Here is a 22089-nt window from a genome sequence, read left to right on the forward strand (position 1 = left end):
GGTCAGCCGGCGTCGACGACCGTCGCGGCGCCGGTGCGGGCACCGGGCACAGGCACCTGGCCGAGGACGGCGTCCACGACCGCCGCCCCGCCGGTGTCGGACATCCACAGCTCGGGCTTGATCGAGATGCGGTGGTCGAGCACGGCGTGCGCGACGTGCTTGACGTCCTCGGGGGTGACGTAGTCGCGACCGGCGATCACGGCATATGCCCGCGAGGTGAGCATGAGCGCGAGGGACCCGCGCGGGGAGGCACCCACGAGCACGGCGCGGTGCCGGCGGGTCGCCGCGGCGAGCTCGACGCAGTAGCGCGAGATGTCGTCCTCCACCGGGACCGTCTCGACCGCGTCCTGCATCGCGGCCAGCCCGGCGGCGTCGGTGACGGCGGCCAGGTGCTGGTCCTCCCGCTGCCGCGCGACGCGGCGGCGCAGCACGTCCCACTCCTCCTCGGCCGTGGGGTAGCCGAAGGACACCCGCAGCAGGAAGCGGTCGAGCTGGGCCTCGGGAAGGGGGTAGGTGCCCTCGTACTCGACCGGGTTGGCGGTCGCGAGCACATGGAAGGGCTGCGGCAGCGCGAAGGTCTGGCCCTCGACCGTGACCTGGTGCTCCTGCATCGCCTCGAGCAGCGCCGACTGCGTCTTGGGCGGGGTCCGGTTGATCTCGTCGGCCAGCAGCAGCCCCGTGAAGAGCGGGCCGGGGCGGAAGACGAACTCGCCCTGCCGCTGGTCGAAGACGAAGGAGCCCGTCAGGTCCGACGGCAGCAGGTCGGGCGTGAACTGCGCGCGGGTGAAGTCCAGGCCCAGGGTCTGGGCGAAGGAGCGGGCCGCCAGCGTCTTGCCCAGGCCGGGGAAGTCCTCGAGCAGCACGTGCCCGCGGGCCAGCACCGCGGCCAGCACGAGCGTGAGCGCCTCGCGCTTGCCGACGACGGCCTCCTCGACGCGGTCGAGCACCTCGGCGGCGCGGTGGGAGACCTCGGCGACGTCGAGGCCGGGGGGAGGAGGGGTGGTCACAGTTTCTCGATCCCTTCGATGGCGGCGTGCAGCGAACTGCGGCTGCGCTTGCGGGTGTCCGTGGGCGGGTGGGTCAGGTAGTGCCACAGGTGCGGGTCGGCGACCTCGCGGGCGCGTTCGGGCTCGGTGTCGAGGTCGATCCCGTGGGTGGAGCGCAGCCGCTCGGCCGCCAGGTCGCGCAGCACGGGGTAGATCTCGTCGCTGCGGTCGTCGCGCTCCACGGCGTCGCGCAGGTCCCGGCGCAGCCGCACGAGGCGGTAGTCGAGCGCCGACGGCGGGGCGGCCTCGGTGCGCGGCGTCGAGACCCAGAACGCGCGCTGCGCCTGGCTCCCGGTGCCCGAGATGGCCCACGGCACGAGAGCGAGCACAAGCGCGCCCAGCAGCACCGCGAGGACCGCCTCGGGGATCGAGTAGCGCAGCGAGCCGACGTAGAAGAGCACCGCACCCATGAGCAGGGTGACGCCGGCGACCGGGAGGAAGGCGCTCCTGGGGTTGCCCGGGCCGCTCGCCTGCCCTGCGCGCAACAGCTCGGAGCGACGGGAGGCGCGGCGGGCGCGCAGGAAGGTCATCGGCGCTCCGTCCGGCTGGGATCCTCGGCGGAGGTGCCCGGTATGCCGTGGGCCTCGCCGGTCTGTGCGCCACCCGCGCCGGCCTCCTCCTGCTCCCGCGCACGGCGGCGCAGGTCGAGGTGGATGCGCTCGAGGGCGTCGACGGCGAGCGTGCGCTGCTCCTCGGTGACCGGGTGGCGGGAGAAGCGAGCCTCGCGGTAGGCGTCGCAGAGGGTGCGGATCGCGTCCTCGTCGACCTGCCAGCGCCCGAGCACGCGGGAGGTGAGCTCCACGGCCGTCTCCGAGCGCTCCGGGGGCAGGCCCGAGCGGCGGACCGCCTCCTCCAGCGCGACCCAGCACGCGACGACCGCGTTGCGCGGGTCGCCCTCGGAGAGCGCCTGGTAGCGGACCTCGTCGCTGGTCGCCTCGAGGAGGGCGACGAGCTCCTCCTCCTCGGCGACCTCCCGGCGCTCCTGGCTCTCCAGGCGCTGCCGGGACAGCCACCTGAGCACCATGAGCAGCGTGGCGACCAGCGCCATCAGCCACAGCACGAGGGCGAGGTTGAAGGACCACTGGGTGACCCGTTCGTCGCCGCCCTCCTCCTGCGGGGGAGGCTCGTCCTGCGGCTCCAGGGTCACGCTCGCCGTCGGCGTCTCGGCGCGCGGGTCGCCGAAGCTGCCCTCGGGCGCGCTGACGAGCGGCGTGCCGTTGCCGGCGCTCCAGAGGAGGAGCACGAGGAGCACCGCCGTGGTCACGACGGCCACGACGACCGTCGACCGGGTGCCCCTGCGCATGGGGCTCACACTAGGCGTCGATCTGCTCCGTCACGAGCGCTACGTCGTGGACTGCCAGCTCGTCGGCCTCGGCGAAGGTCACCTCGCCGGTGACCTTGCCCGCCGCGCGCAGGTCGCCCAACGCGGCGCGGACGCGCTCGGCGTCCTCGGCCGGCGCGGCCACCGTCGCGGCGGAGATCTCCGTGCGCATCTTGACCTTCGCCTCGGACTTGGCGCGGCGCAGGCCCGCCAGGGCCTGGCCGACCGTGCCGAGCAGCGCCGGGTCGGCACCGTCGACGGCGCCGGCCAGCTCCTCGACCGACGGCCAGGGCTGGGTGTGGACCGAGGAGCCCTCCTCGTGCCACCACGACCAGACCTCCTCGGTCGCGAACGTCAGCACCGGCGCCAGCAGGCGCAGCTGGACCGACAGCGCGAGCTGCAGCGCGGCGCGCGCCGACAGCGTGGCGGCGGAGGCCTCCTCGCCCCGCTCGGTCTCGGCCGAGCCGTAGGCGCGCTCCTTGACCAGCTCGAGGTAGTCGTCGCAGAAGGTCCAGAAGAAGGACTCCGTGACGTCCAGGGCGGTCGAGTAGTCGTAGCCCTCGTAGGAGGCGGTGGCGCGCTCGACGACGGTGGCCAGGCGGGCCAGCATCGAGCGGTCGATCGGCTCGGTGACGAGGCCGACCGGGTCGGCGCCAGCGGGCAGCTCGCCGAAGCTCAGCGCGAACTTGCTCGCGTTGAGCAGCTTGATCGCCAGGCGCCGGCCGACCTTGACCTGGTTGGGGTCGTCGATGGTGTCCACGCCCGGGCGGGCCGCGGCGGCCCAGTAGCGGACCGCGTCGGTGCCGTGCTCCTCGAGCATCCCCAGCGGGGTCGTCGCGTTGCCCTTGGACTTCGACATCTTCTTGCGGTCGGGGTCCAGGATCCAGCCGTTGATGTAGGCGTCGGTCCAGGGCAGAGAGTCGTGCTCGAGGTGCGCGCGCACGACGGTCGCGAACAGCCAGGTGCGGATGATGTCGTGCCCCTGCGGCCGCATGTCGAAGGGGAAGATCTTGGCGAACAGCTCGCTGTCGTTGCCGCGCTCGCCGTCGGGGGCGCCGGCCACCGGCCAGCCCGCCGCGATCTGCGGGGACAGCGAGGAGGTCGCCCAGGTGTCCATGATGTCCGGGTCGCCGGTGAAGCCGCCCGGCTGGTCGCGCTGGTCCTCGGTGTAGCCCTCGGGGACGTCGGACATCGGGTCGATCGGCAGCCGGGACTCGTCGGGGACGAGCACCGTCTCGTAGTCGACCTCGCCGTCCTCGGTCACGGCATACCAGACCGGGATCTGGACGCCGAAGAAGCGCTGCCGGCTGATGAGCCAGTCGCCGTTGAGGCCCTCGACCCAGTTGCGGTAGCGGGCCCGCATGTAGGCGGGGTGGAACTCCAGCTCCTCGCCGCGCTCCAGCAGGCGGGCGCGCAGCTCGTCGTCCTTGCCACCGTTGCGGATGAACCACTGGCGGCTGGTGACGATCTCGAGGGGCTTGTCGCCCTTCTCGTAGAAGTTGGCCTTGCGCTGGGTCTTCTGCGGCTCGCCGTCGAGGTCGCCGCTCTCGCGAAGGGCGGCGACGACCGCCTCGCGGGCGCTGTGGGTCGTCTTGCCGGCGAGCTGCTCGGCGTACAAGGTCTCGCCCGGGCCGCCGGCGATCCACTCGGGGACCTCGGCCTGGAGGCGGCCGGAGCGGGTGATGACCGACCGGGTGGGCAGGGACAGCTCGCGCCACCACTGCACGTCGGTCATGTCGCCGAAGGTGCAGCACATCGCGATGCCCGCGCCCTTGTCCATCTCGGCCAGCGGGTGGGCCAGGACCGGGACCTCGACGCCGAACAGCGGCGAGGTGACCGTGGTTCCGAAGAGGTGCTGGTAGCGCTCGTCGTCGGGGTGCGCGACGAGCGCGACGACCGAGCAGATCAGCTCGGGACGGGTGGTCTCGATGTAGACCGGACCGGAGCCGTCGGTGCGGTGGTAGGCGACGCGGTGATAGGCGCCCGGGTAGTCGCGGGCCTCGAGCTCGGCCTGGGCGACCGCGGTCTGGAAGGTGATGTCCCACAGGCCCGGCGCCTCGGCGGAGTAGGCCTCGCCGCGGGCCAGGTTGCGCAGGAAGGCCTGCTGGGCGACCGCGCGGGAGCGGTCGTCGATGGTGCGGTACTGGACGTTCCAGTCCAGCGAGAGCGCGAGCCGGCGGAAGGTGTCCTCGAAGGCCTGCTCGTCGATCACCGTGAGCTCCTCGCAGAGCTCGATGAAGTTGGCGCGGCTGATCGGCACCTGGTTGGCGGCCTTGCTGCTCTTGTTGTCGCCCCCGCGCTGCGGCGGCGTGAAGGTCGGGTCGTGCGGCAGCGTCGCGTCGCCGCGGACGCCGTAGTAGTTCTGGACGCGGCGCTCGGTCGGCAGGCCGTTGTCGTCCCACCCGATCGGGTAGAAGACGTGCTTGCCCGTCATCCGGTGGTAGCGCGCCAGGCAGTCGGCCTGGGTGTAGCCGAAGACGTGCCCCAGGTGCAGGCTGCCCGACGCGGTCGGCGGCGGGGTGTCGATCGCGAAGATCTGGCTGCGGTCGGCGGCCAGCGCGGCCTCCCGGTCGAACGCGTTGGCGTTCGTGTCCCGCCATACCGCGACCCACTTGTCCTCCAGGCCGTCGACGGACGGGCGCTCGGGCAGCGTGGCCGGGCGCGGCGGGTCAAGGGGGCGAGCAGAAGACGTCATGCCCGGCATTCTCCCAGACCTGGTGGAGTGGTCGACACCCGATTGTCCGGTGGGCGGGGGACGCCCATCGCGAGCCCCGAGCCCGGCCCGCTCCACCTCCGTGCCGACGACACGCCCGGCCCGATCGGCTCAGGCGAGCACGTGCTCGCTCGGGCCGGTCCCGACGGGCGTGTCACCGGGACGGATCGTGCCCGGGCGACCGCACACCTTCCGTCAGACCTTGGCCCGCTTCCAGGGCCGTCCCGGGAAGTGCGTCGCGAACGCCACCGGAGGGTCGGCGGGCAGCTCCTTCTCGTAGCCGCGGGCGGCCAGGGCCTCGCCGACGCGGCGCGCCGTCGCCCACGGATCGTCGAAGACGTCCTGCGCCCGCAGCACGAGGAGCCGCCAGCCGTTGGCGTCGAGCCACTCCCGCCGGGCCAGGTCGCGGCCCCACTGTCGGGCGTCCTCGGCGTGCTGGCGACCGTCGTACTCGACCGCCAGGCGCAGCACCGGCCACGCGAGGTCGAGGCGGATCCGCCCGTCGTCGAGGCCGAGCTGGCAGACCGGCTCCGGCAGACCTGCGAAGTGCAGCAGCAGCCGGACCCGCGTCTCCATCGGCGACTCCGCTCCCGCACGGACCAGCCCTGCGGCCTCCCGTGCCAGGGCCGCTCCCCGCCCGGTCGCGGCCTCAGTCGCGTCGAGGAGCTCGTCGAGCCGGACCACGCCCTTGGTGATCAGGCTGTCACCCAGCACCACCAGGTCGACGAGGTCGAGGGAGGCTGCCATGTCCACGAACGTCTGGGCCGGGGTGGTGATGGCAAGCCCGTGCAGCCGGGTATGCCGCAGCGCCGGGCGGACGTGGCAGTGCAGCGCCTCCCGGGCCCGGCGCTGCGACGCCTTGCCGACGGAGACGTGGGTGACCGTCGTGTCGGGGACGACGCCGCCCCACAGGGCCGCTGCCGTGTGGTGGCTGACGACGCCGGCGGGCACGACCAGGACCGCGGACCTGGCCCGGACCAGCGGCGTCAGATCGACGTGAGCGGCCACGCGCACGCTGCCGAACAGCTTGGAGAACGTCGGGCCGTCCAGCGCGTGCTTGGTCATCCCGCGCTCAAGACCGTCCTGGCGCAGGAACGGGCGGTCGGGGGCGAACGGGCTGGCCGCGCGCGGGGCAGGTGAGTCGGCTGGTAGGGAGGCGGACATGCCCACGACGGTGACCGAGGGGCCGCGCCCGGCGCAGAAGTTGTCCACAGGTCGCGTCCCGACGGTCGTCAGGGGAGTGGATGTGTCCCGATGACACGCCCCGCTGGAGCGGCTCCAGCGAGCATGTGCGCGCTGGAGCCGGTGCGGTCGGGCGTGTCGCAGGGACGAGGTGGGACCGGGTGGGCACAGGTGTGCCGTGGGGTAGGTGCCCCGGTGCGGGAGGGCGGGTGGGTGCCTGCCCGCCGCCCCTCACCCGTAGACGCGACCGGGGTTCATGATGCCGAGCGGGTCGAAGAGCGCCTTGACCGCGAGCTGGCGGGCGAGCTCGGCCTCGCCGAGCTCCTCGCGCAGCCACGGGGCCTTCTGGGCGCCGACGCCGTGCTCGCCGGTGAGCGTGCCGCCGAGGGCCCAGGCCGCGCGGACGAGGTCGTCGAAGGCGCGCTGCGCCGCGGCGAGGCTCTCGGGGTCCTCGGCGTCGTAGAAGAAGCAGGGGTGCAGGTTGCCGTCGCCGGCGTGGCCGCCGCAGGTCGCCTCCAGCCCGTGGCGCGCGGCGATCGCGTGCACCTGCGCGACGAGCTCGCCGAGGCGGCCGACCGGCACGCAGACGTCCTCGATGAAGCGCGGCCCGCGGGCGGCCAGCGCGGGGTTGAGCACCCGGCGGCCCTCGAGGAGCAGGTCGGCCTCGGCGCGGTCCTCCGCGACCGCCACCTCGGTTGCACCGGCCGCGGTGAGGGCGGCGGCATACTCCTGCACGTCCTCGGCGGCGTGCCCCGGACGGTCGGACTGCACGAGCAGCACCCCGCCGCTCCCGGAGGGGAAGCCGTAGTCGCCGTAGGCCTGCACCGCGTCGACGCTCGGCCCGTCGAGCAGCTCGACCAGGCTCGGCGTCGAGCGCACCCCGCGCAGCGCCGCGACCCCGGCCATCGTCGCGTCCAGGGTGGGGAAGACCGCCAGCACGGTCAGCGGCGGGTCGCCGAGCGGCACCAGCCGCAGCACCGCCTCGGTCACCACCCCGAGCGTCCCCTCCGACCCGACGAAGACCCCGGTGAGGTCCAGTCCCGCGACCCCCTTGGCGGTGCGCCGCCCGGTCCGCATCACCTCGCCGCCCGGCAGCACGACCTCCAGCCCGCGCACGTAGTCGGCGGTGACGCCGTACTTCACGCAGCACAGCCCACCTGCGTTGGTCGCGACGTTGCCGCCGATGCTGCACATCGACGCGCTCGCCGGGTCGGGCGGGTAGGCGAGCCCGTGCTCGGCCGCCGCGGCCTTGAGGTCGGTGTTGATGACGCCGGGCCCGACCACCGCGATCCGCTCGACCGGGTCGATCTCGATCGACGTCAGCTGCTCGGTCGACAGCACGATCGCGCCGGGCAGGGCGCCGGCCGAGCCCGTCGTCGAGGTGCGCGAGCCCTGCGGGACGACGGGTATGCCGTGCTCCGCGGCATACCGCAGCGTCACCTCCACGTCCGTGCGGCTGCGGGCGCGGACCACCGTGTAGTCGTCGGAGGCCGGGGGAGCCGCCTGCGGGTAGGCGTCGACGGCGTAGCCGGCGGCGACGTCGGGGTCGGTGACCACGCGGCCGGGCAGCAGGGAGGCGAGGTCGGAGGTCACGCTCATGCCCCGACACTAGGACCGCGACGCCCGGCGCCGGCACGCAGCCCGGCCCACCACCGCGACGACCACGTCGCGCGCGCGGAGCCCCGGCTCCCAGCCGCTACCATGGAAGGCACGAGCGTCCGAGCCGTCATCAGCGGCGAGCTTCCGGAAGAACGGCCCCCGCACGCCGGCGGGGAGCCCACTAGACCCGGACGGGGCCGGCCCGTCACAGCCGAGCGAATGGAGTGGCGCGTCCACGCGTCCGGGCACCTGACCCGGGCGGGAGGTGCGCAAGCGAGGTGGTACCGCGGTGCCACCCGGGCAGCAGGCCCGGGTCGTGTCGTCCTCGGCAAGGAAGCCCAGCAGACCACCCGCACCACGAGGAGCCCGCTCCATGGCCTACCCCAAGCAGACCACCGGCACGTCCGGCCTGACTCCGTCCCCGGTCTTCCCGGAGATCGAGCGCGCCGTGCTGGCCTACTGGGACGAGCACGGCACCTTCGTCAAGAGCGTCGAGCAGCGCGACGCGGGCGAGAACGGCTCCAACGAGTTCGTCTTCAACGACGGCCCGCCCTTCGCCAACGGCCTGCCGCACTACGGCCACCTGCTCACCGGCTACGTCAAGGACGTCGTGCCGCGCTACCAGACCATGCGCGGGCGCCGGGTGGAGCGTCGCTTCGGCTGGGACACCCACGGCCTGCCCGCCGAGCTCGAGGCGATGAGCCAGCTCGGTATCAAGACCAAGGACGAGATCCTCGAGCTGGGCATCGAGAAGTTCAACGACGCCTGCCGCTCCTCGGTCCTGAAGTACACCCACGAGTGGCAGGACTACGTCACCCGCCAGGCGCGCTGGGTCGACTTCGAGAACGACTACAAGACCCTCAACGTCGGCTACATGGAGTCGGTGCTGTGGGCCTTCAAGCAGCTCTACGACAAGGGCCTGGCCTACGAGGGCTTCCGCGTCCTGCCCTACTGCTGGAACGACCAGACCCCGCTGTCCAACCACGAGCTGCGCATGGACGAGGAGGTCTACCAGGTCCGCCGCGACCCGGCCGTGACCGTCGGCCTGCGCATCCTCCCCGAGCAGGACGGCGCCGAGGACGACGTCCTCGCCGGCGCCCTCGCCCTCGTCTGGACGACGACCCCGTGGACCCTCCCGTCCAACCTGGCGATCATGGTCGGCGAGGACATCGACTACGTCCTGGTCGAGAGCGACTACACCGGGCGCCCCGAGCGCTACCTCCTCGCCGAGGCGCGGGTGGCGGCATACAAGAACGAGCTGGGGGAGGACCCCACGGTCCTTGCACGCTTCACCGGTGCCGAGTTGGCCGGGCGCTCCTACGTGCCGCCGTTCTCCTACTACGTCGGCTGGGAGCGGGCGCACCGCCTCGTCGTCGCCGAGTTCGTCACGACCACCGATGGTTCGGGCCTGGTGCACACCGCCGGCGCCTTCGGTGAGGACGACAAGGTCGTCACCGACCGCGAGGGCATCGAGCCGGTCATGCCGGTCGGCGCCGACGGCCGCTTCACCGCGCCCGTCAAGGAGTACGCCGGCGAGCTCGTCTTCGACGCCAACCTCCAGATCATCGACCACCTCAAGGCCGCGACCCGCGCCCAGCACCCGGACCACGCAGGCGAGGACCTCGACACCGGCTCGGTCACCGAGGGCACGGTGCTGCTGCGCCGCGAGGCCTACGACCACTCCTACCCGCACTGCTGGCGCTGCCGGCAGCCGCTGATCTACAAGGGCGTGTCGTCGTGGTTCGTGGAGGTGACGCGCTTCAAGGACACGATGCTGCGCACCAACGAGGACATCACCTGGGTGCCCGAGCACGTCAAGCACGGCCAGTTCGGCAAGTGGCTGGAGAACGCCCGCGACTGGTCGATCTCCCGCAACCGCTTCTGGGGCAGCCCGATCCCGGTGTGGAAGTCGGACGACCCCGAGCACCCGCGCATCGACGTCTACGGCTCCCTCGAGGAGATCGAGCGCGACTTCGGCACGCTGCCGCGCAACCGCGACGGCGAGATCGACCTGCACCGCCCGTTCGTCGACGAGCTGACCCGCCCGAACCCCGACGACCCGACCGGGAAGAGCACGATGCGCCGCGTCGAGGACGTCCTCGACGTGTGGTTCGACTCCGGCTCGATGCCGTTCGCGCAGTGGCACTACCCGTTCGAGAACACCGAGTGGTTCGACCAGCACTACCCGGCCGACTTCATCGTCGAGTACATCGGGCAGACCCGCGGCTGGTTCTACACGATGCACATCCTCGCGGCGGCGCTCTTCGACCGGCCGGCGTTCGAGACCTGCATCAGCCACGGCATCGTGCTGGGCAACGACGGGCAGAAGATGTCCAAGTCGCTGCGCAACTACCCCGACGTGCGCGAGGTCTTCGACCGTGACGGCGCCGACGCGATGCGCTGGTTCCTCATGTCGAGCCCGATCCTGCGCGGCGGCAACCTCATCGTCACCGAGCAGGGCATCCGCGACGGCGTGCGCCAGGTGCTCATCCCGCTGTGGAACGCCTGGTACTTCTTCGGCCTCTACGCCAACGCCTCCGGCTACGAGGCGAAGTGGTCCACCGCGTCGACGGACCCGATGGACCGCTACATCCTGGCCAAGACCCGTGACTTCGTCACCGAGGTCCAGGAGGCGCAGGACCGCTTCGACATCGCGGGCGCCTGCGACGGCGTGCGCACCTTCGTCGACGTGCTGACCAACTGGTACATCCGCCGCTCCCGCGACCGGTTCTGGGCCGAGGACCACGACGCCTTCGACACGCTCTACACCGTGCTCGAGGTCCTCTGCCGCGTCGCCGCCCCGCTGCTGCCCCTCACCACCGAGGAGGTATGGCGTGGGCTCACCGGCGGCGAGTCCGTGCACCTCACCGACTGGCCGGAGGTCTCCGACCTGCCGGAGGACGCCGAGCTGGTGGCCGCGATGGACGCCGTCCGCGAGGTCTGCTCCGCGACGCTGGGCCTGCGCAAGGCCGAGCAGCTGCGTGTGCGCCTGCCGCTGCAGTCGCTGACCGTCGCTACGGCCCACCCTCAGGGTCTCGAGGCGCTCGCGGGGATCGTCCGCGACGAGGTCAACGTCCGGGAGGTCGTCGTGCTCGACCTGGCCGACGCCTCGGCCTCCGACTTCGGGGTCGAGCAGAAGCTCACGGTCAACGCCCGGGCGGCCGGCCCGCGTCTCGGCCGCGACGTGCAGACCGCGATCAAGGGCTCCAAGACCGGCGACTGGTCGGTCGCCGAGGACGGCACCGTGACCTCCGGCGGCCTGGTGCTCCAGGAGGGCGAGTACTCCCTCGAGACCGTCGTCGCCGACGCCGGTGAGGGCTCGCGGGCCACCGCGATGCTGCGCGGGCAGGGCGGCGGTTTCGTCGTGCTCGACACCGAGGTGACCGAGGACCTCGCCCGCGAGGGCCTGGCCCGCGACCTCGTGCGCGCCGTCCAGGGCGCGCGCAAGGACGCCGGCCTCGACATCACCGACCGCATCAGCCTCACGGTCGTCGGTGACGACGACGTCTGGCAGGCCGCGACCGAGCACCAGAAGCTCGTCATGGACGAGACCCTCGCCGTGCAGTTCGGCGCCGCGGGCGCCGGCGTGCCGCTGCCGAAGGGCCCGCGCCACGGCCTGGGCGGCGGCACCGACCCGGACGGCGGCACCCAGCCGCGCATCACGTCCTACACGACGAGCGCGACCCTGGACGGCGGCCGTACGGTGGAGCTGCTGATCACCAAGGTGGAGGCCAAGTGAGCGACCAGTTCTTCGACGGCAACGAGCTGCCGCTGGACGACGGCCCGGAGCTGCCCGTCGAGACCGGGGCCGCGGTCCCGGGGCGTGCCGGCCGGCGCGGCGGCCCGGAGCCGGTCGACCCGGCGCTCGCGGCCCGCTACGCCGAGGTGGTCGAGGAGATCCTCGCGCGCACCCCCGAGCACATGCCCGAGCCGACGCTGCACCGCGTCGCCCGGGTCATGGAGCTCATGGGCGACCCGCAGCGGGCGTTCCCGATGATCCACCTGACCGGCACCAACGGGAAGACCTCGACCACCCGCATCGTCGAGCGCATCCTGCGCGAGATGGGGCTGCGGACCGGGCGGTTCACCAGCCCGCACCTGCACGACATGCGCGAGCGCATCAGCCTGGACGGCGAGCCGATCTCGATCGAGTCCTTCCTCGCCGCTTACGAGGACGTCCTGCCGTTCGTGCAGATGGTCGACACGGAGAGCATGGCCGACGAGGACCCCCAGCGTCGTGTGCGGATGACCTACTTCGAGGTCGTCGTGTGCCTGGCCTACGCCGCCTTCGCGGACGCGCCGGTCGACGTGGCCGTCGTCGAGGTGGGCCTGGGCGGCGTCTGGGACGCCACCTCGGTCGCCGACGGCAGCGTCGCGGTCGTCACGCCGGTCTCGCTCGACCACACCCGCCTGCTCGGCGGCACGGTCGAGGAGATCGCCACCGAGAAGGCCGGGATCGTCAAGGCCGGCTCCATCGCGGTCGTCGGCGTGCAGGAGCCCGGCGTCCAGGAGATCCTCGCGGACCGCGCCGAGGAGGTCGGCGCCACGCTGCACTCCGAGGGCGTCAGCTTCGGTGTGCTCGCGCGCGAGGTGGGCGTCGGCGGCCAGCAGGTCTCGCTGCGCGGCCTGGCGGGTGACTACCCGGACCTCTTCCTGCCGCTCTTCGGAGAGCACCAGGCGCACAACGCGGCCCTCGCCGTCGCGGCCGTGGAGGCCTTCGTCGGCGGCGGCGAGCAGCCCATCGACGAGGCGGTGCTGCGCGCGGGCCTGGAGGGTGTGACCTCGCCCGGGCGGCTGGAGATCGTCCGGCGCTCGCCCACCGTGCTCGTCGACGCCGCGCACAACCCCGCCGGGGTGCAGGCTCTGGTCGAGGCCATGCGCGAGTCGTTCACCTTCACCCGGGTGGTCGGCGTCCTCGCGGTGCTCGAGGACAAGGACGCCGAGCACATGATCCAGGCGCTGGAGCCGGTGCTCGACCACGTCGTCGTGACCCGCACGACCTCGCCGCGGGCGATCCGCCCGGCGCGGCTGGGCGAGCTGGTCGCGGAGTACTTCGGCGAGGACCGCGTCACGGTCGTCGACGCCCTGCCGGACGCGCTCGACACGGCAGCCGGGCTGGCCGACGAGGGCGGCGTGGGCGGTGGTGTGCTGGCGACCGGGTCGGTCACCACGGCGGCCGAGGTGCGTCAGCTGCTCGGCGTCACCACGACCTGACGTCGCTCAGCCGCGCCGGGTGAGGTCCTCGGCGAGCATGACGATGATGCCGCTCGGACCCCGCACGTAGGTCAGCAGGTAGACGTCCTCGTAGTTGGCGACCCCCCTGAGCGGGTGGCAGCCGTGCCGCGCGGCGATCTCCAGCGCGGCCTCGAGGTCGTCGACCTGGAAGGCGATGCGGTGCATGCCGATCTCGTTCGGCAGCGTCGGGGCCGTGGCTATGGCGTCGGGGGAGAGGTACTCGAACATCTCCACCCGCGCCTGCCCGCCCGGCGTCTCGAGCATCGCCACCCTGGCGTGGTTGCCGTCGAGCCCCACCGCGGTCTCCGCCCACTCCCCGCTGACCTCGGTCTGCGCGACGAGGCTCAGCCCCAGGTCGGTGAAGAAGGCGATCGCCGCGTCCAGGTCCTCGACCGCGATGCCGACGTTGTCCAGGCGGATGGCCATCGCTCCACCGTAGCGAAGGGAGGGGACCCGCGGGTGCGCGAGAACAGGACAGCCGCCCGGCCGCGAGGTGCGCCCGGGCGGCTGTCGTGCCAGGTGGGCGGATCAGGCCGGGCCGAGCCGGCCGTCGACCATCTCCATGACGCGGTCGACGTGGTGCAGGACGTCGTGGTCGTGGGTGACCATGACGGTCGCGACCCCGCGCTCCTTGGCCTGCGCGGCGAGCAGCGCCACGATGTCCTGGCTGCGCTGACGGTCGAGCGCCGCGGTCGGCTCGTCCACGAGCAGCAGGCCCGGGTGGTTGGCCAGGCCGCGGGCGATGCCGACGCGCTGACGCTCGCCACCGGAGAGCTGGCCGGGCCGGTGCGAGGCGCGGTGCTCCATGCCCACGGCGCGGAGCAGCGGCATGGGGTCCATGGGCGTGCTCTCGCCCCGGCGCCGACCCAGGCGGCGGGCCAGGCGCAGCTGGTCGGCGGCCGTGAGGGCGGGGATGAGGTTGCCGGACTGGAAGACGAAGCCCAGGTTCTGGCGGCGGAAGCGGGCCAGGGCGCCCTGGCCCCGGCGGCGCACCTCGGCCAGGTCCTGGCCCAGGGCGAAGACGTCGCCGGAGGTCGGCGCGGCGAGCGCCCCGGCGACGGCCAGGAGCGAGGACTTGCCGGCGCCCGAGGGGCCGATCACCGCGACGAACTCGCCGGGGGCGACCTCGAAGCTGACCTCGTCGAGGGCCCGGATGCGGCCGTCGCCGTCGCCGACCTCCAGGACGACGTCGCGCAGGAGGAGCGCGGGGCCCTCCGTGGCCGGGGTGCCGGCCGCGTTCTGCGTCTCGGTGCTGGTGCTCATCGGTTGCCTCCCAGGGCGGACAGCGGCTCGATGCGGGCGACGCGGAGCACGGCGACCGCCGCGCCGAGCAGCCCGAGCAGGACGGTGATGATGCTCGCGACGGCGATCGGGCCCGCCTCGAGGGCGAACGGCATACCGTCGGGCATGAGGGCGCCGAGCCCGATGCCGGCCGCCAGACCCACCAGGGTGAAGGTGACGAGCAGGATCGCGGCCTGGGCCAGGGAGTCGCCGAGCAGGTAGCGGACCGAGGCGCCCATGGCGCGCAGCACGGCGAGCTCGTGGCCGCGCTGGATCGTCCACACGGTGAAGAACGCTCCGACGACCAGGGCGCCGATCGCGTAGAGGAACCACTGGATCATGTCGAGCGTCAGCGTCTCGGCCTGGTAGCCGGGGGAGGCGTTGAACGCCTTGGTCAGGGTCATCGTGGTCGTGGAGGCCTCGGCGTCGCCGGCGGCCAGCACGTCGGCGTCCCCCGAGGCCAGGGCCGAGCCGTCGGCGGCCTGCAGGGCGACCACGGAGGCCTGGTCGAAGTCCAGCGCCTCGATCTGCTCGGTGGTCGGCATGCTGCCGTCGGGTGCCTGACCGGCCGCGATCAGCTGCCAGGTGCCCAGGGGCAGGTAGGCGACGTCGACGTGGCCGAAGGTGGCCTGGCCGTCGGTGAAGCCGACGACCTCGAACTCGGTGCCGAGGCGGTCCAGGGTGACGACGGTGCCGAGCTCGATCCCGGCGTCCTTGGCGGTCGTCGAGAGGACCAGGCCGGCGGGGTCGCCGATGCCCTCGCCCTCGCTGACGGCCGGGTCCAGGAAGGAGCCGGGCTCGACGCCGAAGAGGGTCAGGTCGACCTGCTCCCCGGACTCGGTCTCGGCGTTGACGATGGAGACGCCCATCGGCTCGGCGGCGGTCACCTGCGGGTGGGACCGCCAGGTCTCCACCTGGTCGGCGTCGACGACGGAGCGGGAGAAGGCGTTGTCGGTCTTGGTCCCCTCGTCGAAGGCGAAGGCGGAGACGGGCATGGCCTTGAGGCCGGAGACGCCGTCGTTGACGAGCCCTGCGGACAGGCCGGTCAGCATGACCATGAGGACCGCCATGAGGGCGATCACCAGGCCCATGAGACCGAACCGGCCGCGGGCGAAGCGCAGCTCACGAAGTGCTAGGAACATCACAGCTCTCGGTGTCGGTCGCCGCCGCTCCACGACCTCCGGGCGGAGGGGTTTGTCGACAGCGTGTCGGGATATCTCCATGGTGACACACCGGGACCCGTGGCCTGAAATCAGGTGGTCAGGCCTCCGTGGGCAGCTGGCCGGTGCCCCCGAGCTCGCGCACGAGCGGCGCGAGGATGACGCCCAGCCTGTGCAGGACCGGCTCATGGTCCGCGCCGGCCTCGAGCATGCGGGTGGCGCCGTGGACCAGGGCACCGATGAGCTCGGCGACCTCCCCGGGCCCCTCGACACCGACCTCCTCGAGCGCGGTGACGAGGGGTTCACGGATCGCGTCGTGCAGGCGGGCGGCCTGCTCGTCGAGCTCCTCGCCCGGGGCGAGCGACGCGAGCGCCGCCCCCACGGCGTGGGAGCCGTCGGCGACCAGCTGCACGTTGGCGGCGGCGTAGGCGAGGATCCGGTCCGGCGCGGTCGGCGCGGACGCCATCGCGCTGGTCACGCGCTCGGTCCAGCGCGGGAAGACGTCGCGGACCATGGCCTGGAGCAGGTCGGCCTTGGAGTCGAAGTACTGGTAGACGCTGGTGCGCGCCAGCCCTGCGCGAGCCGCCACCTGGGGCAGGGTCGGTGCCTCACCGGTCTCCAGCAGCAGCTCGTGGGCCGCGTCGAGCAGCGCCCGCTCGCGCGCGGCGCGGTGCTGCGCGAGCGTCGGTTCGCTGATGCGTGGCATGGCTCCAGAGCCTACGCCGGGGCAACAGGCGTCCTGGCGCGGCTCCCTGAGCACGACCGGGCGGCCGGTCCTGGGGCCTGCGTGCGGGCTACCTCGTGAGCGCGGGTGGAGCTGCGCAGGTCGCTCCCGTGCCGGCTCAGGCGGGCGGGAAGGCGGCCCCCAGGCGTTGCCAGATCGTGCTGATGTGGGTCTCGGACACCGGTCCAGCGGCGGTCAGCCGCGAGGCGAGCCTCTTCGGCCACAGCACCTGGACCCCGCGTGTGGTGAAGTCCCCGCCCACCAGCGGCCAGTCGGCCTCGACGAAGCACAGCACGCCGTGCAGGGCTACGGAAGGGTCGCCGACCGCCTGGCGCGCCAGCTCGACCTGCTTCAGGACGCCGTCGACCAGTCGTGTGCAGTCCCTCCGCCCCACCAGGAGCTTCTCGGTCCGTGGAGAGAGCAGGCCGCCCTCGACCCGGCGCTGGGGCCGTCCGCGATAGCGCTTCGCGTCCACCACGTAGACCCCCGAACGGGTCACCACGAGGTGGTCGATGTTGGCGCGGGTGCCTGGGATCCGCCGGTCGTGCAGCACACGGACCTCGGGTCCGGCGAGACCGTCGAGACGGCGGCCGAGGCGCTCCTCCCCGTGCGCGCCAGCGGCCCAGGCCGTGGTCGACTGCGGGTCGTCGGAGAGGGCGAGGATCAGCCCGCCGAGCTTGGGGTGCCGCTCCCGGACCCGCTGCTCCCGTGCCTGCCGTCGGCGCTCGTGCTCCCGTCGGGCCGACGCGCCCGCCACGCCGTCGAGGTAGACGGGCGGCCTGCACTCCGGGCTCTTCGGCGGAGGGGCCGGTATGCCGTCGACCGTGCGGTCGACCTCATGCAACCGGTCGGCGGGGGCCGCGTGGGTGAGCGTCGCCGCGCAGGTGAGGCAGAGGACGGTCCTCGTGTCCTTCTCGTAGACCGCCGTCGTCCCGGCCGGCACCCCGGTGGCGCAGGCACGGCATACCCCGGCGTAGCGCAGCCGCATCCGCTTCTGCTGCGCTGCCCCCGCGCTCGCACCGTCCTCTCCCGCCACGGCCGCACCGTAGCGTGCGAGAGCCGGCCGGGGAAGGTCCGCTCAGACGCTCCAGCCGCTGGTCGGCGACCGCTGCGCGATCCGCCGCGACGCTTCTTCGGCGTCTCGCGGGTCGGCGCGGGTGCCGCTGGGGCCGAGCGCCACGAGCCCGGTCACGATCCCGCCCGCGAGGACGAGCACGAGCGGCAACGACTCCCCGCTCAGTGCACCCCATGCCAGGCCGCCCACCACCAGCAGCGCGGCGAGGGTCAGCAGCCACCGCTTCCTCGACATGAGACCTCCTCGTCCCGGGCGCCCATCGTGGCAGGCCACGCCCCGGACCGCGACCAAGGTCAGGACACGCCCGGGCCGGACGACCTGGAGCGCGCACCTGCACCCCTGAGGTCGACCGGGTCGGGTATGTCGTGGCCACGCGGGGGTCCGCGACCGCGGGCTCAGGCCTGGACGAACCTCACCTGCTGGCCGGGCCGGAGCTGGGCGCAGCGGTCGACCGCCTCGTCGTCGACGTAGGCGATGACCGGATAACCACCCGTCACCGGGTGGTCGGCGAGGAAGAGCACCGGCAGGCCGGACGGCGGCATCTGCAGTGCGCCGCGCAGCATGCCCTCGCTGACCAGCTCGCCCTCGCGACGGCGGGGGATGGGCTCGCCCTCGAGGCGGACGCCGACCCGGTTGGACCTGCTGTCGACCGTCCAGGTCTGGGTGCGCAGCAGCTCCCAGGCGTCGTCGTCGAACCAGTCGCGTCGCGGTCCGGCCGTGATCGGCACCAGGAGCAGGTCGGCCGTGGGCTCGGGCACCGGGGCGACCTCGACGCCGGGCACCGGCCGCTCGGTCGTGCCGACGGGCAGCGTGTCCCCGGCGGACAGGACCGGCGGGCCGAGGCCGGAGAGGATGTCGGTCGCGCGGCTGCCGAGCACCGGCTCGACGTCGATGCCGCCGCGCACGGCGACGTAGGTGCGCAGGCCGGCCTGCGGCATACCGAGCTCGAGACGCTCGCCGGCGCGCAGCTGGAAGGCGGACAGGTGCGGCGCCCCGGGGCAGCGGGCCCCGGCGGTCGCGACCGTGACGTCGGCGTCGGTCTCCAGGGTCAGCCCGCCGAGCGTGACCTCGAGGGTGGCCAGCGTGGGGTGGTTGCCGACGAGCGCGTTGGCGAGCCGGTGGGCACCACGGTCGCAGGCGCCCGACCGACCGATGCCGAGGGCTGCCTGCCCCGGTCGGCCGAAGTCCTGCACCGTCGTCAGCGCGCCGGGCTCGATCACCGTCAGGGTCGTCACGAGGCCTCCACGAAACGGACGGTCGCGCCGGGCACCAGCAGCGCCGGTGGGTCGCGGTCGAGGTCGAAGACGTCCACCAGGGCGTGGCCCAGCAGCTGCCAGCCGCCGGGGGACTCGCGGGGGTAGACGCCGGTGAACTCCCCGGCGAGTGCCACCGCGCCGGCCGGGACCCGGGTGCGGGGACTGGACCGGCGCGGGGTGTCCCACTCGAAGCGCGAGCCCGCCAGGTAGCCGAAGCCGGGGGCGAAGCCGCAGAAGGCCACCGTCCACTCCTCCTCCTGGTGACGGCGGACCAGCTCCTCCGGCGAGCACCCCAGCAGCTCGGCGGCCTCGGCGAGGTCCTCGCCGTCGTAGCGCACCGGGACCTCCACGGCAGGGCCGCTCTCGCGACCGTGCTCGGCCGGCCGGACCTGGCCGAGCCGGTCGGCGAGCGCGCGCAGGTCGGTGTCGCGATCGCCCACGACCAGGATGGTGCGCCCCGCGGGCACGAGGTCGAGCACCGGCAGGTCCTCCTCGACGAGGGCGGCGTAGTGGCGCAGCACCTCCTCGAGGCTGTCGAGCTCCAGCAGCAGGCCGCGCGAGCCGCTCGGCAGGATCCGCATGCCCCGCCCCTCAGCCGGTGACCAGCTCGATGGCCGGACGCACCGAGTTGAAGGCCAGGTAGATCGTCACCAGCCAGGCCACGGTGCCGATCCCGGCGAGCCACTTCGGGTAGTCGTAGCCCTGCAGCAGATCCCGGCGGCGCCAGGCGACCCACAGCATGACGCCGATGCCGACCGGCAGCAGGATGCCGTTGAAGGCGCCCGCGAAGACCAGCAGCTGCGCGGGCGCGGCGCCGATGACCAGGTAGAGCACCGTCGACAGCGCGATGAAACCCACGACGAGGTAGTTGGTGGTGCGCGGCGCCGTGCGGGTGCGCGAGGTGAGGAAGGTGATCGTCGTGTAGGACACCCCGATCACACTGGTCAGCGCCGCGGCGGCGAAGACGACGCCGAAGAGCCGGTAGCCCACGGCCCCGGCCGCGGCCTCGAAGGCGCTCGCGGCCTGACGGTCCGGGTCGAGGTCTGCGCCGGTGCTCACGACACCGAGGATCGCCAGGAAGAGGATGACCCGCATGATGCCGGTGACGACGATGCCGGTGACCGCGCCACGGGTCAGCTGCCGCAGCGCGCCGGGACCGGAGACCCCGGCATCGAGCAGGCGGTGCACGCCCGCGTAGATGATGTAGCCGCCGATCGTGCCGCCGATGAGGGTGGTGATCGCCAGCGGCTCGATCGTCTCGGGCATGACCGTGTTGCGCAGCGCGGCGCCGACGGGCGGGCCGGAGGTGAGCGCGATGTAGAGCGTCAGGGCGATCATGACGGCGCCGAGGACGACCACCACCCGGTCCATGGCGATCCCGGCGCGCTTGGACAAGAAGATGCCCACGGCCAGCGCGGCGAGGATGACGGCGCCGATCCGGACGTCCAGGTCGGTCATGATGTTCATGCCCAGCCCGGCGCCGCTGACGTTGCCGATGTTGAAGACGATGCCGCCGACGAGCAGCATGCCGGCCATGACGTAGCCGAGCCCGGGCAGCGTCGCGTTGCCGAGCTCCTGGGCGCGCATCCCCGAGATGCCGATCACGCGCCACACGTTGGTCTGGATCGCGATGTCGACGAGGATCGAGACGAGTATCGCGAAGGCGAACGCCGCGCCCAGCTGGACGGTGAAGCTCGTCGTCTGCGTGATGAACCCCGGCCCGATGGACGAGGTCGCCATGAGGAAGATCGCACCGAGCAGGGTGCCTCGCCCGGTCGCGGTGCGCTGCGGTGGTGCGTCGGCGCGGGGTGCGGGGTCTGGGGTGTCGGGCATGTCGCCTCCGGGACGTGGGTATGGGGTGGCGGACGGCTCGCCTCGGAACTCTAGGCGGGGGTCGGGGGTCAGGGCACGGCGTAGACGACGTCCTTGGCGTCGGTGATGAGCATGTGGCCGGGGGCATGGGTGATCGCGATCTCGGGACGCGACTCGAGCACCATGGCCTGCGGAGTGACCCCGCAGGCCCAGAAGACGGGCACGTCGCCCTCCTCGACGACCGGTGGGTCGCCGAAGTCCGGGCGGTCCAGGTCGGTGATCCCGAGCTGGGCCGGATCGCCCACGTGGACCGGGGCGCCGTGCACCGCGGGGTAGCGGGAGGTGATCCGGACCGCGTCGGCCACCTGCGACGCCGGGACCCGCCGCATCGAGACCACGAGCGGCCCCCTCAGCTCCCCGGCGGGCTGGCAGCGGGTGCTGGTCCGGTACATCGACACGTTGCGGCCGGCGTCCTGGTGGCGCATCGGGATGCCGGCCTCGGTCATGGGGTGCTCGAAGGTGAAGGAGCACCCGATGAGGAAGGTCACGAGGTCGTCGCGCCAGTGGTCGAGCACGTCCGGGACCTCCTCGACCAGCTCTCCGTGACGCCAGATCCGGTAGCGGGGCACGTCGACGCGCACGTCCGCCCCGGGGTCGCCGTAGACCGCCGAGCCCTCGGGTGCACGCACCGACCCGGCCTCGAGGACCTCCAGCACCGGGCAGGGCTTGGGGTTGCGGGTCGCGAAGAGCAGCATGTCGAAGGCGAGCTCCCTGGGCACCGCGATGAGGTTGGCCTGGGCGTATCCGGCCGACCAGCCCGTCGTCGGCACCTCCAGGCCGGCGGCGAAGAGGGCGCGGGCCCGGGAGGGCGGCATCGCGGCGCGGGCGTCGCGGTCGGGCAACGTGCGGGTGTCCATGGACTCAGCTCCTGGTGTCGGCAAGGTCGGGGGGTGCGGCGGCGGCCAGCGCCGGGCCGATGGTCGTGGCCCAGGCGTCGACGAGCTCGTCGGGCAGGTCTGCGGGGTCGGTGCCACCCGTGTCGGGCCCGAGCGGGGGTATGTCGAGTCCCGAGGCCGCGAGCCAGCGCAGGTTGGAGCGGCTCGGGTAGTGCAGCCAGGGCTGCCCCTCCCGGAACCAGCAGCGCGGCCAGGCCCGGACCTCCTCGCGGGAGCCGAGGCCGATCGGCACGATCAGGGTCTCGGTGAAGTCGCTGCCCGGGCCGTAGGGGTCCGGCCGTCCTGCTCGGCGACGCCGTCGTGGAGCAGGCCCCGCAGCGTGCGCACCGCCCGGCCGAGCGCGTCGCGGGTGGCGCGGGGCCTCCCGGCCTTCTCGACCGACAGGAAGCCCGGGGCCACGGTGAGCTCCGCGCGGCCGGGCGCGAGCTCGTCCAGCGAGGCCAGGAGCGCGGCAAGCACGAGGGGATGCCGGGTGACCACGTTGGAGGTGGCGGGGAAGAGGCGGAGGCGCGAGGTCGAGAGGACCATCGCGGCCAGCGCGAGATAGGCGTCGCGGCCGGTGTGGTGGTGGTCCGGCACCCCGATGCCGTCCAGCCCGGCCCGCTCGGCGCGGGCCGCGAAGGAGGCGAGCTCGGGCAGGGGCGCCCCCAGCGGCACCCGGAGTCCGACCTCCAGGGGGTGGTGCTCACCGGACATGTGGGACGACCTCCTGCGTCCGATACTAGGAAG

Annotated in this window: 20 protein-coding genes; 2 read left to right on the forward strand and 18 right to left on the reverse strand. The window is 73.1% G+C overall.

Annotation, left to right across the window (positions count from 1 at the left end):
• Nucleotides 1-2 precede the first annotated feature (2 nt).
• From FB476_RS04980 to FB476_RS05005, 6 genes are all read right to left on the reverse strand, one after another.
• Nucleotides 3-1007 (reverse strand): AAA family ATPase, encoded by a 1005-nt coding sequence (locus FB476_RS04980; protein WP_141817798.1) that lies wholly within the window; start codon nt 1005-1007, stop codon nt 3-5.
• Nucleotides 1004-1576: a hypothetical protein gene (locus tag FB476_RS04985; RefSeq protein ID WP_141817799.1), complete on the reverse strand. Its 573-nt coding sequence runs from the start codon at nt 1574-1576 to the stop codon at nt 1004-1006. Before FB476_RS04985 ends, FB476_RS04980 begins: the two co-directional genes overlap by 4 nt.
• Nucleotides 1573-2349, reverse strand: a complete 777-nt coding sequence (locus FB476_RS04990) for a DUF4129 domain-containing protein (RefSeq protein WP_141817800.1) — start codon at nt 2347-2349, stop codon at nt 1573-1575. Before FB476_RS04990 ends, FB476_RS04985 begins: the two co-directional genes overlap by 4 nt.
• 10 nt (nt 2350-2359) lie before the next feature.
• Nucleotides 2360-5062, reverse strand: coding sequence for a valine--tRNA ligase (gene valS / locus FB476_RS04995; RefSeq protein WP_141817801.1), 2703 nt, complete (start codon nt 5060-5062; stop codon nt 2360-2362).
• Nucleotides 5063-5275: 213 nt separating this feature from the next.
• Nucleotides 5276-6244 (reverse strand): DUF559 domain-containing protein, encoded by a 969-nt coding sequence (locus FB476_RS05000; protein ID WP_170233525.1) that lies wholly within the window; start codon nt 6242-6244, stop codon nt 5276-5278.
• Nucleotides 6245-6493: 249 nt separating this feature from the next.
• Nucleotides 6494-7861, reverse strand: coding sequence for an FAD-binding oxidoreductase (locus FB476_RS05005; protein ID WP_141817803.1), 1368 nt, complete (start codon nt 7859-7861; stop codon nt 6494-6496).
• A 373-nt stretch (nt 7862-8234) separates the two neighbouring features.
• Here FB476_RS05005 and ileS point away from each other — a divergent pair, with 373 nt between their 5' ends.
• Both ileS and FB476_RS05015 read left to right on the forward strand, forming a co-directional pair.
• The gene (ileS, locus tag FB476_RS05010; RefSeq protein WP_141817804.1) at nt 8235-11600 is read left to right on the forward strand and encodes an isoleucine--tRNA ligase; all 3366 of its coding nucleotides are present in this window, start codon (nt 8235-8237) and stop codon (nt 11598-11600) included.
• A complete protein-coding gene (locus FB476_RS05015; RefSeq protein ID WP_141817805.1) occupies nt 11597-13075 on the forward strand; it encodes a bifunctional folylpolyglutamate synthase/dihydrofolate synthase in 1479 nt (492 codons plus the stop codon). The genes ileS and FB476_RS05015 overlap by 4 nt, the downstream gene beginning before the upstream one ends.
• A 6-nt stretch (nt 13076-13081) precedes the next feature.
• Here FB476_RS05015 and FB476_RS05020 read toward each other — a convergent pair whose 3' ends face one another.
• From FB476_RS05020 to FB476_RS05075, 12 genes are all read right to left on the reverse strand, one after another.
• Nucleotides 13082-13522: a VOC family protein gene (locus tag FB476_RS05020; RefSeq protein WP_141817806.1), complete on the reverse strand. Its 441-nt coding sequence runs from the start codon at nt 13520-13522 to the stop codon at nt 13082-13084.
• 102 nt (nt 13523-13624) lie between these two features.
• Complete coding sequence (locus FB476_RS05025; protein ID WP_141817807.1) at nt 13625-14359, reverse strand: ABC transporter ATP-binding protein; 735 nt, start codon at nt 14357-14359, stop codon at nt 13625-13627.
• A complete protein-coding gene (locus FB476_RS05030; protein WP_141817808.1) occupies nt 14356-15519 on the reverse strand; it encodes an ABC transporter permease in 1164 nt (387 codons plus the stop codon). The genes FB476_RS05025 and FB476_RS05030 overlap by 4 nt, the downstream gene beginning before the upstream one ends.
• Nucleotides 15520-15637: 118 nt before the next feature.
• Entirely contained in the window at nt 15638-16243 is a 606-nt protein-coding gene (locus FB476_RS05035; protein ID WP_141817809.1) for a TetR/AcrR family transcriptional regulator, read from the reverse strand.
• Between the two features lie 136 nt (nt 16244-16379).
• Nucleotides 16380-17297, reverse strand: a complete 918-nt coding sequence (locus FB476_RS05040; protein WP_238329555.1) for a nuclease-related domain-containing protein — start codon at nt 17295-17297, stop codon at nt 16380-16382.
• A gap of 42 nt (nt 17298-17339) precedes the next feature.
• Nucleotides 17340-17570, reverse strand: coding sequence for a hypothetical protein (locus FB476_RS05045; RefSeq protein WP_141817810.1), 231 nt, complete (start codon nt 17568-17570; stop codon nt 17340-17342).
• A 161-nt stretch (nt 17571-17731) separates the two neighbouring features.
• The gene (locus tag FB476_RS05050; RefSeq protein ID WP_141817811.1) at nt 17732-18571 is read right to left on the reverse strand and encodes a 5-oxoprolinase subunit C family protein; all 840 of its coding nucleotides are present in this window, start codon (nt 18569-18571) and stop codon (nt 17732-17734) included.
• Nucleotides 18568-19173, reverse strand: coding sequence for a 5-oxoprolinase subunit B family protein (locus FB476_RS05055; RefSeq protein WP_141817812.1), 606 nt, complete (start codon nt 19171-19173; stop codon nt 18568-18570). The genes FB476_RS05050 and FB476_RS05055 overlap by 4 nt, the downstream gene beginning before the upstream one ends.
• A gap of 10 nt (nt 19174-19183) precedes the next feature.
• Complete coding sequence (locus FB476_RS05060) at nt 19184-20425, reverse strand: NRAMP family divalent metal transporter (protein ID WP_141817813.1); 1242 nt, start codon at nt 20423-20425, stop codon at nt 19184-19186.
• A 68-nt stretch (nt 20426-20493) separates the two neighbouring features.
• The gene (locus tag FB476_RS05065; RefSeq protein ID WP_141817814.1) at nt 20494-21321 is read right to left on the reverse strand and encodes a putative hydro-lyase; all 828 of its coding nucleotides are present in this window, start codon (nt 21319-21321) and stop codon (nt 20494-20496) included.
• A gap of 4 nt (nt 21322-21325) precedes the next feature.
• On the reverse strand, nt 21326-21592 hold the full coding sequence (locus FB476_RS05070; protein WP_141817815.1) for a hypothetical protein: 267 nt from the start codon (nt 21590-21592) through the stop codon (nt 21326-21328).
• A gap of 2 nt (nt 21593-21594) precedes the next feature.
• Nucleotides 21595-22056 carry an LLM class flavin-dependent oxidoreductase gene (locus FB476_RS05075; protein WP_141817816.1) on the reverse strand — a complete coding sequence of 154 codons (462 nt, stop codon included), beginning with the start codon at nt 22054-22056 and terminating at the stop codon, nt 21595-21597.
• Nucleotides 22057-22089: the final 33 nt, after the last annotated feature.

The sequence above is a fragment of the Ornithinimicrobium humiphilum genome (assembly GCF_006716885.1).
GTDB classification, from domain to species: domain Bacteria; phylum Actinomycetota; class Actinomycetes; order Actinomycetales; family Dermatophilaceae; genus Ornithinicoccus; species Ornithinicoccus humiphilus.

What these genes read in the sequence shown, in the direction of transcription:
- FB476_RS04985 (WP_141817799.1), bottom strand. Translation starts at nt 1,576, where the DNA reads ATGACCTTCCTGCGCGCCCGCCGCGCCTCCCGTCGCTCCGAGCTGTTG.
- FB476_RS04990 (WP_141817800.1), bottom strand. Translation starts at nt 2,349, where the DNA reads ATGCGCAGGGGCACCCGGTCGACGGTCGTCGTGGCCGTCGTGACCACG.
- valS (WP_141817801.1), bottom strand. Translation starts at nt 5,062, where the DNA reads ATGACGTCTTCTGCTCGCCCCCTTGACCCGCCGCGCCCGGCCACGCTG.
- FB476_RS05000 (WP_170233525.1), bottom strand. Translation starts at nt 6,244, where the DNA reads ATGTCCGCCTCCCTACCAGCCGACTCACCTGCCCCGCGCGCGGCCAGC.
- FB476_RS05005 (WP_141817803.1), bottom strand. Translation starts at nt 7,861, where the DNA reads ATGAGCGTGACCTCCGACCTCGCCTCCCTGCTGCCCGGCCGCGTGGTC.
- ileS (WP_141817804.1), top strand. Translation starts at nt 8,235, where the DNA reads ATGGCCTACCCCAAGCAGACCACCGGCACGTCCGGCCTGACTCCGTCC.
- FB476_RS05020 (WP_141817806.1), bottom strand. Translation starts at nt 13,522, where the DNA reads ATGGCCATCCGCCTGGACAACGTCGGCATCGCGGTCGAGGACCTGGAC.
- FB476_RS05025 (WP_141817807.1), bottom strand. Translation starts at nt 14,359, where the DNA reads ATGAGCACCAGCACCGAGACGCAGAACGCGGCCGGCACCCCGGCCACG.
- FB476_RS05030 (WP_141817808.1), bottom strand. Translation starts at nt 15,519, where the DNA reads ATGTTCCTAGCACTTCGTGAGCTGCGCTTCGCCCGCGGCCGGTTCGGT.
- FB476_RS05035 (WP_141817809.1), bottom strand. Translation starts at nt 16,243, where the DNA reads ATGCCACGCATCAGCGAACCGACGCTCGCGCAGCACCGCGCCGCGCGC.
- FB476_RS05045 (WP_141817810.1), bottom strand. Translation starts at nt 17,570, where the DNA reads ATGTCGAGGAAGCGGTGGCTGCTGACCCTCGCCGCGCTGCTGGTGGTG.
- FB476_RS05055 (WP_141817812.1), bottom strand. Translation starts at nt 19,173, where the DNA reads ATGCGGATCCTGCCGAGCGGCTCGCGCGGCCTGCTGCTGGAGCTCGAC.
- FB476_RS05060 (WP_141817813.1), bottom strand. Translation starts at nt 20,425, where the DNA reads ATGCCCGACACCCCAGACCCCGCACCCCGCGCCGACGCACCACCGCAG.
- FB476_RS05065 (WP_141817814.1), bottom strand. Translation starts at nt 21,321, where the DNA reads ATGGACACCCGCACGTTGCCCGACCGCGACGCCCGCGCCGCGATGCCG.
- FB476_RS05075 (WP_141817816.1), bottom strand. Translation starts at nt 22,056, where the DNA reads ATGTCCGGTGAGCACCACCCCCTGGAGGTCGGACTCCGGGTGCCGCTG.